A 14,945-nucleotide genomic window follows, 5' to 3' on the forward strand; every position below is an offset into this window, starting at 1 on the left:
CGCACCGTCCGTTCGCGGGGTGGAGTCTATCCACCCCCGGCGGTGCGCCTGGGTACGATGACGAGAAGCAGGTCGGTAATTTTGTGTCGCATGTGGCCGGCTCGGCTTCCCAAAGGTTGCGCGCGGACCATACCCCTCAAACCCTGAATGTCAAGGCGGGGAAGCTCCGTAAGGATCAAACCTTAGCCGGATTCCGGACCGTTCGCGAGCGGTAATAACAGGCAGGCGGCATGCAGCAATCAGCCGCTGAGAGGCTCGCGCTACGCCCGTCCCGGAATGACAGCGTTCAGCAACGCCCCCGCCTCCTCCGGCCTTACCCACCTGAATTCCGGCAACTGATGCCGGAACCACGTGAACTGCCGCTTGGCATAGTGCCGGGTGTCGGCGGCGCCGAGCGCGGCGGCTTTGTCCAGGGTAATCTCGCCGCGCAGATGCCGGATCAGCGCGGGGACGCCGTGCGCCTTCATCGCCGGCAGCAGCGGATCGAGACCACGGTCGGCCAGGGCAGCGACCTCGTCCAGGGCGCCAGCTCGCAGCATCGCCGCGAATCGCGCGTCGATCCGCCCGTACAGCGCCTCGCGTTCCGGAGCCAGGAAGACCGCCACCACGTCGTCCGGCGGCAGCAGTGGCGGCGAAGCGTGGTTGTGCCAGTGGGCCAACGGCCGACCGGTCCCGAGCACCACTTCCAGCGCCCGGGCAATCCGGGTTCGATCGGCCGGCGCCAGCCGCGCCGCGGCTTCGGGATCGTGGCGGGCGAGTTCGGCGTGAAGCGCCAGCACCCCGTCCCGGTCGAGCCTGCTGCGGACCTCGTCGCGCACCGCATCCGCGATCTTCGGCACCGCCGACAGCCCGCGCGTCAGCGCCTTGAAGTAAAGCCCGGTGCCGCCGATCAGAATCGGCAACCGCCCTGCCTCACGAGTTTCCGCCAGTGCCTCTGCCGCCGCCTCGACATACGCACCGGCGGAGAAATTCACCGCCGCATCGACCGTGCCATAGAGACGATGCGGCGCCTGGGCTTCTTCATCCGGAGTCGGCCGGGCGGTGATGATGCGGAGGTCGCGATACACTTGCATCGAATCGGTATTGATGACGGTGCCGCCGCTCGCCTGAGCCAGCTTCAACGCCAAGGCCGACTTGCCGCTGGCGGTCGGCCCTGCGATAAGCACGGCCGCCGGCCGCCGGCCGCGCCGTTCCGGACCCTCCGCTGTCATGTCGCTCGTCGCCACGCTCATCTGCAATCCGAACAATCCCGCGCTGGATTCGACCGTGATCGAGGGGGCGCGTGCGGTGCTGCCCCAGCCCAACCAGGCGGTCTGGCTGCACGACGAGATCGCCGCCGACATCTTCTTTGCCAGCACCGAAGATCCCCTGGTGCTCGCCGACCGGCTGCGCGCCGCCCGCGGCGACCTGCCGGTCGACGTCGTGGTGCAGCCTGCCGCGACGCGGCGCAAGAAGCTTTTTCTCGCCGACATGGATTCGACCATGATCGGCCAGGAGTGCATCGACGAGTTGGCCGACTTCGCCGGGCTGAAGGCGCACGTCGCCGCCATCACCGAGCGGGCAATGCGCGGCGAGATCGAGTTCGAGCCGGCGCTGCGCGAGCGTGTCGCACTGCTCAAGGGACTGCCGCTCAAGGTGATCGATCAGGTCCTCGACACGAGGATCACGCTGACGCCCGGCGGCCGTGCGGTGGTGCAGACGATGCGCAAGCATGGCGCCTATACCTGCCTCGTCTCCGGTGGCTTCACCCAGTTCACCCATGTGGTCGCCGAGCGGCTCGGCTTCGCCGAACACCGCGCCAACGAGCTGCTGAGCCAGGACGGCAAGCTGACCGGAACCGTCGCCGAGCCGATCCTGGGGCGCGACGCCAAGCTGGCGACCCTATTGGAGTTGCGCGAAGCCGACGATCTCGATGCGATCGACACCCTGGTGGTCGGCGACGGCGCCAACGATCTCGGCATGATCCAGGCGGCCGGGCTCGGCATCGCCTACCATGCCAAGCCGGCGGTCGCCGCCGCCGCGCACGGCCGGATCGACTATGGCGACCTCACCGCGCTGCTGTACGCGCAGGGCTATCGGCGGGACGAATTCGTCGGCGACTGACTTCCTCCCCTTCTTCGGCCGTCTACGGCAACAGCTCGCGGCGGTAGTGCTCGCGCAATTCGGCGAGCACGATTCCGGCCGCCATCATCACCGCGTGGATGTGCAGCACGAAAGCGTCGTGCCGCGAGAACCCCTCGGTCCGGGCAAGCTGCGCCAGAACAGCTTCGGTGCCAAATCGGTCTGCCCTGACCTGATCCGAACGCAGCGCAGTGATCGTGATCCGCTGCGGGCGCAGGCCTGCGACCACCGCGCCATAAGGCTGAGTTCCATCCGCAACCGCCTCGCGCATCGCTGGCGGCAGCCGCTCCGGAACGTACCAGTTCTCGGCTTCCGACAGCACACGATCGCCCCAGCGCAGCCAGACGCGGCGGCGGCGCAGCGTCTCGCCCGCCTTCGGCCGTAACGGACCGTCGTAGCCGTCCGCCGGCACGTCCTGATCCGTGAGCAGTGTGATCGTGACCGCCTCGGCCTCATCAGGATAGTGGCATCGGCACCACGCGATCAGCGCCGCAGTAGCGGTGTCATGCTCGCGCATGACCTTCAGAAAGCTGTCGACGCTGCTCACGAACTCGGCCCCTATCCGACCTACGCGCCACGCAACCGGCCGCGGCGTCAGACGGTCTCGGTCTGTGGCAGCGATTCCACCATTGACCGATCCTCCAATGCGGCATCACGTCGTCTCGCCTGGACCAGCGCATCTGGTCGTCGCGACATCCTGTCATCGTCAACAACGAGTTAATCCGGATCGCGCGAACATCGTTCAAATGATGTACGTCGCCGTTGGCGATTACCTCCAAACCGAACCGACGTGGCGGTGCGCGCATGGAACTCGATCGATTGCCGGAAGGTGCGACGGCGCGCACTTAACAGTTTGTCCAGCAACCCTGCTCATAGTCGCGGGCGACAATCCCTCATCCGTGAGTTGCAAGACATGGCAGAAGCTGTTGCCCAGGCGCCGTTCGGCAAAGCGATTTCGGTGCGCGGCTCCGGCGCCCGCGTCGGGCTGTTGCCGTCGAGCCGGCTGACGCCGTCCGCGATACGCGCCACGGTCGGGCGCTTCGTCAGCATTCGCACCGCAAGTTCCACCATCATTGCAATGATCACGGAGGTCTCGAGCGAGAACCTCGCCGAGGGCGTCGAGCACATCGCGATCGCCTCGGTCGACCTGCTCGGTGAGATTCTTCCGGGCCCGGTGCGTGCCAGGTTCCAGCGCGGCGTCACCAATTATCCGACGATCGGCGATACGGTCGAACTGATCTCCAGCGAAGATCTCCGCATCGTCTACGAGCCCAGCGGCTCCGACCAGATCAATGTCGGCACGCTGCAGCAGGACACATCGGTGATCGCCTATGTCGACGTCGAGGAGATGCTGTCGAAGCACTTCGCCGTACTCGGCTCCACCGGTGTCGGCAAATCGACCGGTGTGTCGCTGTTGCTCAACGAGATCCTGAAGTCGCGGCCGTCGCTGCGCATCTTCCTGCTCGACGTCCACAACGAATACGGCCGATGCTTCGGCGATCGCGCGCTGGTGCTGAACCCGCGCAATCTGAAGCTGCCGTTCTGGCTGTTCAACTTCGAGGAGATCGTCGACGTGCTGTTCGCCGGCCGCCCCGGCGTGCCCGAAGAGCTCGACATCCTCGCCGAGGTGATCCCGATCGCCAAAGGCCTGTACGTTCAATACACCAGCACCGACCGGCTCGGGCTGAAGCGCGTCGATCCGAAGTCGATCGGCTACACCGCCGACACGCCGGTGCCGTATCGCCTCGTCGACCTGATCTCGCAGATCGACGAGCGCATGGGCAAGCTGGAAAACCGTTCCTCACGCATCATCTATCACAAGCTGATTTCGCGGATCGAAACCGTCCGCAACGATCCGCGCTACGCCTTCATGTTCGACAACGCCAATGTCGGCGGCGACACCATGGCCGAAGTGATCAGCCATCTGTTTCGCCTGCCGGCCAACGGCAAGCCGATGACCATCATGCAGCTCGCCGGCTTCCCGGCCGAAGTCGTCGACTCGGTGGTGTCGGTACTGTGCCGGATGGCGTTCGATTTCGGACTGTGGAGCGACGGCGTGTCGCCGCTGCTGTTCGTGTGCGAGGAAGCGCACCGCTACGCCGCGGCCGATCGCAACATCGGCTTCGGCCCGACCCGCAAGGCGGTGTCGCGGATCGCCAAGGAAGGCCGCAAATACGGCGTGTATCTCGGCCTCGTCACCCAGCGACCGGCGGAGCTCGACGCCACCATTCTGTCGCAGTGCAACACGCTGTTCGCGATGCGGCTTGCCAACGACCGCGACCAGTCGCTGCTGCGCTCGGCGGTGTCGGACGCCGCGGCCAATCTGCTGTCGTTCGTCCCTTCGCTCGGGACACGCGAAGTGCTGGCGTTCGGCGAAGGCGTCGCGCTGCCGACACGGCTGCGCTTCAAGGAAGTCCCGGCGCATCAGCTGCCGCGCAGCGAGGCCGCGATTTCCACCGTGCCGTCGGGCGCGGCCGGCAACGACATGCACTTCGTCAGCGCGGTGCTGGAGCGCTGGCGCGGCGCGACCTCGCATCGCGATGTCCCGAACGATCCCGGCATCGTCGAACGCCCGATCGCCCGGACGCTGGACGCGCCGATGCTGCAGCCTTCCCTCGGGCTCGATCCGGATCGGTTTTCCCTGCTGAAGAAGCCGCTCCGCTGAAACGATGCGATTTCAGGCCACGGAATAACGACCGCCATTCGTATTGTGACGGCAGTGCAGCATCGCCTGCGCTTTGCGGTGCGCGCGCCGTTCGCCTAGAGTTTCGCCCGGCGCATGCCGCGCCTTGCGGAACCTTCAATGACCACCTCTCCTGCCGTCTCCCGCTTCCCCGTTCCGTCGCTCGATCAGATGCCCGAGGATATCCGCACCCGCATCGTCGGCGTGCAGGAGAAGTCCGGCTTCGTACCGAACGTATTTCTGGCGCTGGCCGCGCGCCCCGACGAGTTCCGCGCCTTTTTCGCGTATCACGACGCGCTGATGGAGAAGGACGGCGGGCTCAGCAAGGCCGAGCGGGAGATGATCGTGGTCGCGACCTCGGCGGCCAATCAGTGCCAGTATTGCGTGATCGCGCACGGCGCGATCCTGCGTATCCGCGCCAAAAATCCGCAGATCGCCGACCAGATCGCAGTCAACTACCGCAAGTCCGACATCACCGAGCGGCAGAAGGCGATGCTGGATTTCGCCATGAAAGTCAGCCGCTCCGCCGAAACCGTCGGCGACGCCGATTTCGACGTGCTGAAACGCCACGGCTTCAGCGACGACGATGTCTGGGACATCGCCGCGATCGCCGCGTTCTTCGCGCTGTCGAACCGGATGGCCAACGTCACCGCGATGCGGCCGAACGATGAATTCTATCTAATGGGACGGCTGCCGAAGCCGTAGCGCGCCGCTCCATGTCGGGACGGGAGGGACCTCGCTTTGCTGCCTTGGTGGGAGATCCTGCTACGTCTCGGCGTTGCGGCGGTCGCCGGTGGGCTGATCGGGCTCAATCGCGACCTCAAGAACAAGCCGATCGGGATGCGGACGCTGGCGCTGGTGGCGCTGGCCTCGGCGTTGCTCGTGGCACACGCCGATCATTCGGCATCGAGTGACCAGCTCACCGATCCCACCAGCCGCGTCATCCAGGGCATCCTCACCGGGATCGGCTTTCTCGGGGCCGGCGTGATCGTGCGCACCGGCAACCGGCTCGAGATCCACGGCCTCACCACGGCGGCCTGCACCTGGCTGGCGGCGGGCATCGGCATCGTCTGCGGCGCCGGGCAATGGCTGATCGTCGCAGTGGCGCTGGTGATCACCTTCGCCGTGCTGATCGGCGGACATCCGGCCGAACGCGTGTTGCATCGCCTGTTTGGCGGTCGAGAGGACGAGCGCGGAGACGGCGCCGCGCCCGAGGACTGAGACGTTTGTCAGTCGTCGGCGGCCGGGCCGCACCAGCCGGGCAGATAGATCGCGTCATTGCTCTTGGCGAGCGCCAGCGCCTTTTCGGCGGCAACCTGGAAATCGGCGGTGACGCTCTTGCGCGACAGCCGCCGGCGCAGGAAGTCGGCCCACAGGAACTCGCTGAAAGGCGTGGTGTCCTTGGCATAACCTCCGACGCGGCGGAGTTCGCCGGCAAGGCTGCGGAACGGATCGTCCTTCAGGCCGACGACGGTCTTGGGGATTTCGCTGTAGTGATGCCGCTCGCCTTTGGCGTCATACGGATACACCCAGCGCCGGCTGTCGAGCACCACCCAGAAGGCGTCGCGATCGACCATCGTGAGATCGGCGATCACGGTCACCAGCACCTCCTCGACGCCCTCGTCGTGCAGCGCCCGGGCCAGATGGTGATGATCGATCACGTAGTGCGTCTTGCCGGGGCCGAGCACCACCGGAATCATGTGATTGCCGAGCAGTTCGGCCTGCTTCTTCGCCTTGTGCTGGCGCCAGCGCAGCCGCTTCTCCTTCACCTCACGCATCCCGACCGTCATTTGAGTCGGCCGCAGTGACAGGATCGGAATCGTATGCAGCACCGGTTCGCGCGGATTGGTCATCGCTCGGCCTCCCTGCCGGTTTCCGACCGAGTATGGCACGGGCCCGGAGGCTCGCAACGCAGCGAACCACCAGCCAGGAGGGGCCGTGCCGGCCGGCATGCTCCATCCGGTCTATTGCGGAGTTTTCCGGGCGTCGTATCATCACTAGGATGATCGGGTCGAACCCGTTCCGGGCGACGGCTGGGACTGGCAGCGATGAAGAATCAACGCATCACCCTCCCCGATGACGACCATCGCGTGCTGCCCTTCCGGCCGCGCGACGTAGCGCATTTGCCGTCCGCAGAGGACGGCGCGCGTCCTTCCGCAACTATTCTGCCGTTCCGCCGGGAGGCGCCGCAGCTCGCGCACGATCCCGAGGAGTCGAGCCGCGACGAAGCGCAAGGCGACTTTCGCCATCGCATGCTCACCAATGTCGCCGCGCTCGTTCTCACGGTTGGGCTGGCGCTTGTCGGAATCTGGCTCGCCACCAGTATTGCGGAGATGCGGCGGACCCAGGACTGCGTGCTGATGGGGCGGAACGACTGCGCCACCATCGCCGCGCCGCGCTAGGCGATTCGCTCAATCGTCCCCCCACGGATTGCCTAAAACCCACGCAATGCCCGGTTTGGCCCGCCATTGAACTCGGGGCAGCGCTCCGTTATACGGGCAATCGACTGTCACCATGATGACGGCTGAAGCCGCCGTAAATCGGCCATTTCCGACAAAATATCAAAGGCTTAAAATGACTTCCACATTCGATCGGGTGGCCACCATCATCGCGGAAACCTGCGACATTCCGCGTGAGACGATCACCCCGGAGAGCCATGCGATCGACGACCTGGGGATCGACAGCCTCGATTTCCTCGATATCGCCTTCGCGATCGACAAAGCGTTCGGTATCAAGCTGCCGCTCGAGAAGTGGACCCAGGAGGTCAACGACGGCAAGGCGACCACCGAGCAGTATTTCGTTCTCAAGAATCTTGCCGCCCGCATCGACGAGCTGGTTGCCGCCAAGGGCGCGTAATGGTGCGGTTCGGAAGCCGCCCGCGCCATGAACCTTGAATATTTCCACCTGATCGACCGCATCGCCGAGCTTCGCCTCGCCGACCGCAGCATCACGGTCGAGGCGCGGGTGCCCGAGACCAGCGCGATCTTCGAAGGCCATTTCCCCGGCTATCCGCTGATGCCTGGCGTGCTGCTGATCGAGACCATGGCCCAGAGCTCGGGCTGGCTCTTGATCGCGCTGATGCAGTTTCAGCGCATGCCGTTCCTGGCCGCGGTCAAGGAAGCCAAGATGCGCAACTTCGTCACCCCTGGCGAGACGCTGTCGATCGACGTCTCGGTGGTGCACGAAGGCTCCGGCTTCACCATGACCGAAGCCAAGATCAAGAGCGGCGGCAAGCTGGCGTGCGATGCGACGCTGACCTTCCGCCACGTGCCGTTTCCGCATCCCGACCTGCGCGGGCATATGGAAGCGATGGCCAAGCAAATCGGATTTCCGGAGCAGATGATCCATGGCTGACACCGACACGTCCCGCGCCGCACCGATCGAAGCCTGGATCACCGGCATCGGGCTCGCCACGTCGCTGGCCGAAGGGCTCGACGCGCATTGGGATGCGCTGACCGAGCGCAGGGTCAACGTCGATACCACGGGCTTCGCGCCCTACGTAGTGCATCCGCTGGCGCCGCTCAGCTTCGACAAGCAGATCCCGAAGAAGGGCGATCAGCGCCAGATGGAAGCCTGGCAGCGGATCGGCACCTACGCGGCCGGTCTCGCGCTCGACTCCGCCGGCATCAAGGGCAACACCGATATCCTGTCGCGGATGGACATGATCGTGGCTGCCGGCGGCGGCGAGCGTGATCTTGCGGTCGATTCCGCCGTGCTCAACGCCGAGGGCTACGGCACCGTGCCGCCCGGCGCGCTCAACGAGCGGCTGATGAACGACCTGCGCCCCACCCTGTTTCTGGCGCAGCTCTCCAACCTGCTTGCCGGCAACATCGCGATCGTGCACGGCGTCACCGGGTCGTCGCGCACCTTCATGGGCGAAGAGGAAGCCGGCGTCGATGCTGCGCGAATTGCGCTGGCGCGGATCGCGGCCGGCCAGAGCGACATCGCGCTGATCGGCGCCGCCCAGAACGGCGAGCGCAAAGACCTGCTGATGCTGTACGAGTTCGGCGATTTCAATCTCAAGAACAACTACGCGCCGGTGTTCGCGCGCGGCCCCAAGGGCGGCTTCGCGCTCGGCTCCGGCGCCGCGTTCCTGGTGATCGAGTCGAAGGCGCATGCCGAAGCGCGCGGCGCCAAGCCGTATGCGCGGCTGAAGAACGTCGTCGCCGACCTGTCGCGCCGCCGCAATGCCGGTGACGTCACCGCGTCGCTGGAAAAGCTGTGGGCTCAGCTCGGCCCGCGCGACGGCGCCACCGCGATCATCACCGGCGCGACCGGCGCCGAGCCGGTGACCGCCGAGGAAACTGCGTTCCTGCGCCATCACGCCGATGCGCCGGTGCGCGGCACCGCGACGGCGTTCGGCCACGTGATGGAAGCGCAATTCCCGCTCGGCATCGCGCTGGCGGCGCTGTCGCTGTCGCGCGGCGCGCTGTATCCGCCGAACGACCCGACCGGGCTCGAAGTTGAAATGAGCAACACCCCCGACCAGATTGTCGTGATCGGGGCGGGCCACTGGCGCGGCGAAGGCATGGCGCTGGTCGAAGCCGTTCGGTAAGGGGGACGCAATGACCGTGACGCGGGACAAATTCGGCAGGCCGATCGTGGTCGTCACCGGCATGGGCGTGGTGACCTCGCTCGGCGCCGGCAAGACCGACAATTGGGCCAAGCTCACCGCCGGCGAATCCGGCATCCGCACCATCACCCGCTTCCCGATCGACGGGCTGAAAAGCACGATGGCCGGCACCGTGGACTTCGTCCCGGTCGAGCCGTTTTCCTCGGTCGTGCTCGGCGAGAAGCTCGCGGATCTGGCCACCGAAGAGGCGATCGCGCAGTCCGGCATCGGCCGCAAAGGCGACTTCCCCGGCCCGCTGTTTCTCGCGGTCGCGCCGGTCGAGCTGGAATGGCTGCCGCGCCAGGATCTGGCGCGTGCCACCGGCACCAACACCGCGATCGATTACGACGCCCTGCTCCGCGTCAGCGGCGGCGGCGCGTTCACGCAATATCACCGGCGCTTTCTGTTCGGCTCGGTGGCCGATCATCTCGCCGACACTTTCGGCACCAAGGGCTCGCCGATCTCGCTGTCGACCGCCTGCGCGTCCGGCGCGAGCGCGATCCAGCTCGGCGTCGAAGCGATCCGGCGCGGTGAAGCGGATGCCGCGCTGTGCGTCGCGACCGACGGCTCGGTCAATGCCGAAGCGCTGATCCGGTTCTCGCTGCTATCGGCGCTGTCGACCCAGAATGATCCGCCGCAGGCCGCATCCAAGCCGTTCGCCAAGAACCGCGACGGCTTCGTGATGGCCGAAGGCGCCGGCGCGCTGGTGCTGGAGAGCTACGAGTCGGCGGTGGCGCGCGGCGCCCCGATCCTCGGCGTGATCGCAGGCTGTGGCGAACTCGCCGACAATTTCCACCGCACCCGCTCGAGCCCGGACGGCAAGCCGATCATCGGCTGCATCAACAAGACGCTGGCCGATGCCGGGATGAGTGTCGATCAGATCGACTACATCAATGCGCACGGCACCGGCACGCCCGAGAACGACAAGATGGAGTATCACGGCATCTCCAGCGTGTTCGGCGACCGCGCCGGATCGATCCCGGTATCCTCGAACAAATCGATGGTCGGCCACACCCTGTCGGCCGCCGGCGCGGTCGAAGCGATCTTCTCGCTGCTGACGCTGGAGCATCAGCGGATTCCGCCGACCATCAACTACGACGTGCCGGATCCGGCGATCCCGCTCGACGTCGTGCCGAACCAGGCTCGCGATGCCCGCGTCACCGCAGTGATGTCGAACTCGTTCGGGTTCGGCGGCCAGAACGCCTCGCTGATCCTGACCCGCGAACCGGCCTAGTCGCCTGTGAGTCGCAGTTCCGGCCGCCGCGGTTGACGCCGCGGCCGCCAGCGGCGATACGCAGGGCGCAAGCCTCCAACCGTTCGGACGATACCCATGCGCGCGCTCACCCTCGTTGCCGACCGCAATCTCGTGGTCGCCGACCTGCCGTCTCCCCCGCCCCCGGCGGCCGGCGAAGTGCAGGTCCGCATCGCCGCGGTGGCGCTCAACCACATCGACGTGTGGGGCTATCGCGGCATGGCATTCGTCAAGCGCAAGCTGCCGATCGTGGTCGGCGCCGAAGCCTCCGGCACGATCGAGGCGGTCGGTGACGGCGTCACGGCCTTCAAACCGGGGCAGAAGGTCGTGATGTACGGCGCGCTGACCTGCGGGCACTGCAAAGCCTGCCAGGAAGGCCGCGACAATCTCTGCGAAAACGTCGGCGGCCTGATCGGATTCCATGTCGACGGCTTCGCGCGCGAGCTGATGAACATCGCCGACCGTCTGGTGATCCCGGTGCCGGACGCCGTCGACCTGCGCGATGCCGCCTGCGCGCCTATCGCGTTCTCGACCGTGCAGCACATGCTGTTCGACAACGCCAAGCTGCACCCCGGCGAAACCGTGCTGGTGCAAGCCGGCGGTTCGGGCATCGGCACCGTCGCGATCATGATGGCGAAGGCAATCGGCTGCACGGTGATCACCACCGTCGGCGACGACAGCAAGATCGAAGGCGTCAAGAAGCTCGGTGCCGATCATGTGATCAACTATCGCCAGGATCGCTTCGAGCACGAGTGCCGCAAGATCACCAAGAAGAAGGGCGTCGACGTCGTGTTCGAGCACGTCGGTGCCGATACCTTCAACGGCTCGCTGCTCAGCCTGAAGCGCGGCGGCCGGCTGGTGACCTGCGGCTCGACCTCGGGCCCGACCACCACCATCAACCTGATGCAGCTGTTCCAGCAGCAGTACAAGATCTTCGGCTCGTTCGGCGCGACCATGAAGAACATCGCCGAAAGCCTCGACAAGATGGCGGCCGGCATGCGGCCGGTGATCGACACCGAAGTGCCGCTCGACGACGTCGGCGCCGCGCTGAAGCGGATGGAAAGCCGGCAGGTGTTCGGCAAGATCATCGTCCGGTTCTGATGAAGGTCGCCCTGTATCGCGCCAAGCTGCGCGCCCAACGCGCGGCCAAGGGCGTGGTCGGCAAGATCGTCGGCCCGATCGCGATCGGCGCGCTGCATCTGGCGCGGAAGTTCGATCCCGAAAAGAGCGCCAGGCTGTTCGGCGCGATCGCCCGCAAGTTCGGCCCTCGCCTGCCTGAGCAGCGCATCGGCCGCGACAATCTGACTGCGGCGTTTCCGGAGAAGTCGCCGGAAGAGATCGAAGCCATCCTCACCGGCGTCTGGGACAATCTCGGCCGCGCCGCCGCCGAATTCGCGCATCTCGATTCGGTGTGGGACTACGACGTCGAGCATCCCGAGCGCAGCCGGATCGAAGTGACGCCGCGGTCGCTGGAGCTGTTCGAGAAGCTCCGCGACGACGGCAAGCCGGCGCTGATCTTCGCCAGCCATCTTGGCAATTGGGAGCTGGCTGCGGTCGCCGCGGTCGCGCACGATCTCGATACTGCCGTGCTGTATCGCCGCCCGAACATCGAGGCGGCCGACCGCATCGTCGAGGAGATCCGCTCGGTCAAGATGGGCCAACTCGTCGCCGCCGGATCGAGCGCGCCGTTTAAGCTGGCCAAGGCGCTGCAAGACGGCAAGCACGTCGGCATGCTGATCGATCAGCACTTCACCAAGGGCGTCGACGTCACCTTCTTCGGCCGCACCGCCAAGGCCAATCCGCTGCTGGCCAAGCTGCTCCGGCAGATCGAGTGTCCGCTGCACGGCGCCCGGGTCATTCGCCTCCCCAATGGCCGGTTCCGTGCCGAACTCACCGAAGAGATCGAGCCGGTGCGCGACGCCGCCGGCCGGATCGACGTTCAGGGCACCATGCAGGCGTGCACCTCGGTGGTTGAAGGCTGGATCCGCGAAACGCCGGAACAGTGGCTCTGGCTGCACCGACGATGGCGGTAGCAATCGCATAGTCGGCGCTTAGGACCTTCGCTGCTCTCCGACCGCCCGAAATCCGCTTAGTTCGCTCATTGTCCGAACTCTTCGCGGGTTGGTCTCGGTACACGACGAACCAAGCCTCACTTCGCTGAGCTCATCTGCTCACGCGCTGAAGCGCGCCGGCGCACGCGGAACCCGCGCCGGCTGCGGCCGGTGGTCAGCTTGACCCGTCCGGGTATTAACCTCACAGTGGCACACGCAAATCACTTTGCGGCCGTCCACCTGGATCGAGGCAATATATGGAACTTCCAAGGCGTGCCCGCGGTGATGAACTGCTGGCTCCCGGCAAGATGGCGGCGCTGCGTGCGCGGCTGCGCCGGCTTTCCGGGCAGCATGAGCTGACGACCGTCATCGTCAGCGCTTTCGATCATCGCACCCGCGTTCTGCCGTTCGTGCTCGCGGACACCCGGATGGCTCCGGGCGGAGTCCGAGCGATCGGATCGGCACTCGCGGACGTCGGCTTCGACAAAACCCGGATCGTACTGCAGCAGTGGAACCGGAACTTCAGTCCGCTGCAGATGCGACTCGACGGCCGGATCCCGGATCTGTTCCTGGTCTCCAGCATGCATCTGCATTCGGCCGAATGCGACCGGCTGATCCGGGAAGCGTGCCTGATCGACCCCGACAAGCGGCCGCTGATCATGGTCGGCGGGCCCCGCATTCGCTACGAGCCGTGGCACGTGTTCGGCGGCGGACGTGACGCAGCCTGGGCCGCCGACGTCGCGGTCACCGGCGAGGAATACGTCTTCCTCGAACTGCTCGACGTTCTGCTGTCGATGCGCAGCGCCGGCGAATCGATGCGTTCGGTGTTCCAACGCGCGCAGGACAGCGGCGCGCTCGACGAGGTGTCGGGGCTGGTCTATCCGCGCCGCGCCTCCCGAAACGGGCCGATCGAGGAACTGGTCGACACCGGGGTTCAACGGCTGCTCGGCGATCTCGATGAGCTTCCGGACCCGGTGCACGGCTACAAGCTGCTGGAGGCGCCGAGCAACAGCGCCACGCTCGCAAGCCAGGCGCTGCCGGCCAATCGGGTGAAACGCTACAGCCCGATCGCCGGCATCGTGATGACCGCCGGCTGCAAGTTCAGGTGCTCGTACTGTCCGATCCCAGCCTACAACCAGTCGCAGTTCCGCGCCAAGAGCGGCGAGCGCATCGCCGAGGAAATCGGACAGATCGCCAGCACCTTCGGGATCTATCACTTCTTCGGTGCCGACGATAACTTCTTCAACGACACCAAGCGCACACTCGACATCGCCGGCACGCTCGCCCGCAAGCGGTCGGAGCGGCCGTTCTGCAAAGTGCGGCTCGGCACGGAGGTCACCGTGCACGACACCGTCGGAATGCGCGATCACCTACCGCTGATCCGCGACGCGGGGTTCGCCGCAGTATGGCTCGGTGTCGAGGACATGACCGCGACACTGGTGAAGAAAGCACAGGACAAGGACAAGACCCAGCTCGCTTTCCGCCTGCTGCGCGAGAACAACATCCTGCCGATGCCGATGATGATGCACCACGACAGCCAGCCGCTGGTGACGTGGGGATCGAACTACGGCCTGATCAATCAGATCAGGCTGCTGCGCAAGGCCGGCTCGATCACCACCCAGGTGATGATGTTGACCCCCGCCCCCGGGTCGAAGTGGTACGAAAACGTGTTCGAATCCGGCATGGCGTTCAGCCGCGCCGGCGACATCAAGGTCGAACCGCACATCATGGACGGCAACTACGTTGTCGCGTCGAAGCACGCCCGGCCGTGGATGAAGCAGCTCAATCTGCTGCTCGCCTACACCTACTTCTTCAACCCGGTCCGTTTCCTGAGTGCGCTGGTGTTCTCGAAATCGGCCGACGTGTTTTCCAGCGCCGAAACCCGCCCCGCCCACGAGGTCGCGCATTTCTCGCCCGCCAAGCGGATGCGGCGGCGGGCGTGGCTGCGATTCCGCGCCCACATCGTCGACGCCGGCGCGCAAATCTACGGCATGATCGGACTGGCCCACACCTATCGGCGAACCGCCGGATGGGCGTGGCGGCTGCTCCGCAGCGACATCGAGCGGCACGACCGCGCCCCGGTCAGCCCGATCCCGATGCGCGGCGTCGGCGACAAGCGTTCGGATCACGCGCTGCCGGGTACGATCGATCTCAGGACGCGCCAACCCGTCGGCGAAATCGAAGCGCCGGTGCGGAAGGTGGCGGCCGGCCGTTGATCGAAGGGGG

Annotated in this window: 15 protein-coding genes; 12 read left to right on the forward strand and 3 right to left on the reverse strand. The window is 66.0% G+C overall.

Annotated features, from left to right (window positions below):
* Window positions 1-260 precede the first annotated feature (260 nt).
* Entirely contained in the window at window positions 261-1,211 is a 951-nt protein-coding gene (gene miaA / locus DWA33_RS11665; protein WP_244601263.1) for a tRNA (adenosine(37)-N6)-dimethylallyltransferase MiaA, read from the reverse strand.
* Here miaA and serB point away from each other — a divergent pair.
* A complete protein-coding gene (gene serB / locus DWA33_RS11670) occupies window positions 1,210-2,103 on the forward strand; it encodes a phosphoserine phosphatase SerB (protein WP_114358259.1) in 894 nt (297 codons plus the stop codon). The genes miaA and serB overlap by 2 nt on opposite strands.
* A gap of 22 nt (window positions 2,104-2,125) precedes the next feature.
* Here the strand turns inward: serB and DWA33_RS11675 are convergent, their stop codons facing one another.
* The gene (locus tag DWA33_RS11675) at window positions 2,126-2,668 is read right to left on the reverse strand and encodes a hypothetical protein (RefSeq protein ID WP_181902402.1); all 543 of its coding nucleotides are present in this window, start codon (window positions 2,666-2,668) and stop codon (window positions 2,126-2,128) included.
* Window positions 2,669-3,034: 366 nt separating this feature from the next.
* Here DWA33_RS11675 and DWA33_RS11680 point away from each other — a divergent pair, with 366 nt between their 5' ends.
* The 3 genes from DWA33_RS11680 to DWA33_RS11690 all read left to right on the forward strand — a co-directional run bounded on the left by DWA33_RS11680 (window position 3,035) and on the right by DWA33_RS11690 (window position 6,025).
* Window positions 3,035-4,786 carry an ATP-binding protein gene (locus tag DWA33_RS11680; protein ID WP_114358261.1) on the forward strand — a complete coding sequence of 584 codons (1,752 nt, stop codon included), beginning with the start codon at window positions 3,035-3,037 and terminating at the stop codon, window positions 4,784-4,786.
* 138 nt (window positions 4,787-4,924) lie between these two features.
* The gene (locus tag DWA33_RS11685; protein WP_114358262.1) at window positions 4,925-5,509 is read left to right on the forward strand and encodes a peroxidase-related enzyme; all 585 of its coding nucleotides are present in this window, start codon (window positions 4,925-4,927) and stop codon (window positions 5,507-5,509) included.
* A 36-nt stretch (window positions 5,510-5,545) separates the two neighbouring features.
* Window positions 5,546-6,025 (forward strand): MgtC/SapB family protein, encoded by a 480-nt coding sequence (locus DWA33_RS11690; protein WP_114358263.1) that lies wholly within the window; start codon window positions 5,546-5,548, stop codon window positions 6,023-6,025.
* A gap of 8 nt (window positions 6,026-6,033) precedes the next feature.
* On the opposite strand, the gene DWA33_RS11695 is transcribed toward DWA33_RS11690, so the two are convergent.
* Window positions 6,034-6,657 carry a ParB-like protein gene (locus DWA33_RS11695; RefSeq protein ID WP_114358264.1) on the reverse strand — a complete coding sequence of 208 codons (624 nt, stop codon included), beginning with the start codon at window positions 6,655-6,657 and terminating at the stop codon, window positions 6,034-6,036.
* A 195-nt stretch (window positions 6,658-6,852) separates the two neighbouring features.
* Here DWA33_RS11695 and DWA33_RS11700 point away from each other — a divergent pair, with 195 nt between their 5' ends.
* The 8 genes from DWA33_RS11700 to DWA33_RS11735 all read left to right on the forward strand — a co-directional run bounded on the left by DWA33_RS11700 (window position 6,853) and on the right by DWA33_RS11735 (window position 14,935).
* Window positions 6,853-7,206, forward strand: coding sequence for a hypothetical protein (locus DWA33_RS11700; protein ID WP_114358265.1), 354 nt, complete (start codon window positions 6,853-6,855; stop codon window positions 7,204-7,206).
* 172 nt (window positions 7,207-7,378) lie between these two features.
* Window positions 7,379-7,660, forward strand: a complete 282-nt coding sequence (locus DWA33_RS11705) for an acyl carrier protein (RefSeq protein ID WP_011157577.1) — start codon at window positions 7,379-7,381, stop codon at window positions 7,658-7,660.
* A 27-nt stretch (window positions 7,661-7,687) separates the two neighbouring features.
* Window positions 7,688-8,158, forward strand: coding sequence for a 3-hydroxyacyl-ACP dehydratase FabZ family protein (locus DWA33_RS11710; RefSeq protein ID WP_114358266.1), 471 nt, complete (start codon window positions 7,688-7,690; stop codon window positions 8,156-8,158).
* Complete coding sequence (locus DWA33_RS11715) at window positions 8,151-9,359, forward strand: beta-ketoacyl-ACP synthase (protein ID WP_114358267.1); 1,209 nt, start codon at window positions 8,151-8,153, stop codon at window positions 9,357-9,359. Before DWA33_RS11710 ends, DWA33_RS11715 begins: the two co-directional genes overlap by 8 nt.
* 10 nt (window positions 9,360-9,369) lie before the next feature.
* Window positions 9,370-10,650 (forward strand): beta-ketoacyl-ACP synthase, encoded by a 1,281-nt coding sequence (locus DWA33_RS11720; protein WP_114358268.1) that lies wholly within the window; start codon window positions 9,370-9,372, stop codon window positions 10,648-10,650.
* A gap of 96 nt (window positions 10,651-10,746) precedes the next feature.
* Window positions 10,747-11,769 carry a zinc-binding dehydrogenase gene (locus DWA33_RS11725; RefSeq protein ID WP_114358269.1) on the forward strand — a complete coding sequence of 341 codons (1,023 nt, stop codon included), beginning with the start codon at window positions 10,747-10,749 and terminating at the stop codon, window positions 11,767-11,769.
* Window positions 11,769-12,701, forward strand: a complete 933-nt coding sequence (locus tag DWA33_RS11730) for a lipid A biosynthesis lauroyl acyltransferase (RefSeq protein ID WP_114358270.1) — start codon at window positions 11,769-11,771, stop codon at window positions 12,699-12,701. Before DWA33_RS11725 ends, DWA33_RS11730 begins: the two co-directional genes overlap by 1 nt.
* A 275-nt stretch (window positions 12,702-12,976) precedes the next feature.
* A complete protein-coding gene (locus tag DWA33_RS11735; RefSeq protein ID WP_114358271.1) occupies window positions 12,977-14,935 on the forward strand; it encodes a B12-binding domain-containing radical SAM protein in 1,959 nt (652 codons plus the stop codon).
* Window positions 14,936-14,945: the final 10 nt, after the last annotated feature.

The sequence above is a fragment of the Rhodopseudomonas pentothenatexigens genome (assembly GCF_900218015.1).
GTDB classification, from domain to species: domain Bacteria; phylum Pseudomonadota; class Alphaproteobacteria; order Rhizobiales; family Xanthobacteraceae; genus Rhodopseudomonas; species Rhodopseudomonas pentothenatexigens.

Excerpts from the sequence above, each read along its gene's own strand:
- serB (WP_114358259.1), top strand. The coding sequence starts at position 1,210 with ATGTCGCTCGTCGCCACGCTCATCTGCAATCCGAACAATCCCGCGCTG.
- miaA (WP_244601263.1), bottom strand. The coding sequence starts at position 1,211 with ATGACAGCGGAGGGTCCGGAACGGCGCGGCCGGCGGCCGGCGGCCGTG.
- DWA33_RS11680 (WP_114358261.1), top strand. The coding sequence starts at position 3,035 with ATGGCAGAAGCTGTTGCCCAGGCGCCGTTCGGCAAAGCGATTTCGGTG.
- DWA33_RS11685 (WP_114358262.1), top strand. The coding sequence starts at position 4,925 with ATGACCACCTCTCCTGCCGTCTCCCGCTTCCCCGTTCCGTCGCTCGAT.
- DWA33_RS11695 (WP_114358264.1), bottom strand. The coding sequence starts at position 6,657 with ATGACCAATCCGCGCGAACCGGTGCTGCATACGATTCCGATCCTGTCA.
- DWA33_RS11700 (WP_114358265.1), top strand. The coding sequence starts at position 6,853 with ATGAAGAATCAACGCATCACCCTCCCCGATGACGACCATCGCGTGCTG.
- DWA33_RS11705 (WP_011157577.1), top strand. The coding sequence starts at position 7,379 with ATGACTTCCACATTCGATCGGGTGGCCACCATCATCGCGGAAACCTGC.
- DWA33_RS11710 (WP_114358266.1), top strand. The coding sequence starts at position 7,688 with ATGAACCTTGAATATTTCCACCTGATCGACCGCATCGCCGAGCTTCGC.
- DWA33_RS11715 (WP_114358267.1), top strand. The coding sequence starts at position 8,151 with ATGGCTGACACCGACACGTCCCGCGCCGCACCGATCGAAGCCTGGATC.
- DWA33_RS11720 (WP_114358268.1), top strand. The coding sequence starts at position 9,370 with ATGACCGTGACGCGGGACAAATTCGGCAGGCCGATCGTGGTCGTCACC.
- DWA33_RS11725 (WP_114358269.1), top strand. The coding sequence starts at position 10,747 with ATGCGCGCGCTCACCCTCGTTGCCGACCGCAATCTCGTGGTCGCCGAC.
- DWA33_RS11730 (WP_114358270.1), top strand. The coding sequence starts at position 11,769 with ATGAAGGTCGCCCTGTATCGCGCCAAGCTGCGCGCCCAACGCGCGGCC.
- DWA33_RS11735 (WP_114358271.1), top strand. The coding sequence starts at position 12,977 with ATGGAACTTCCAAGGCGTGCCCGCGGTGATGAACTGCTGGCTCCCGGC.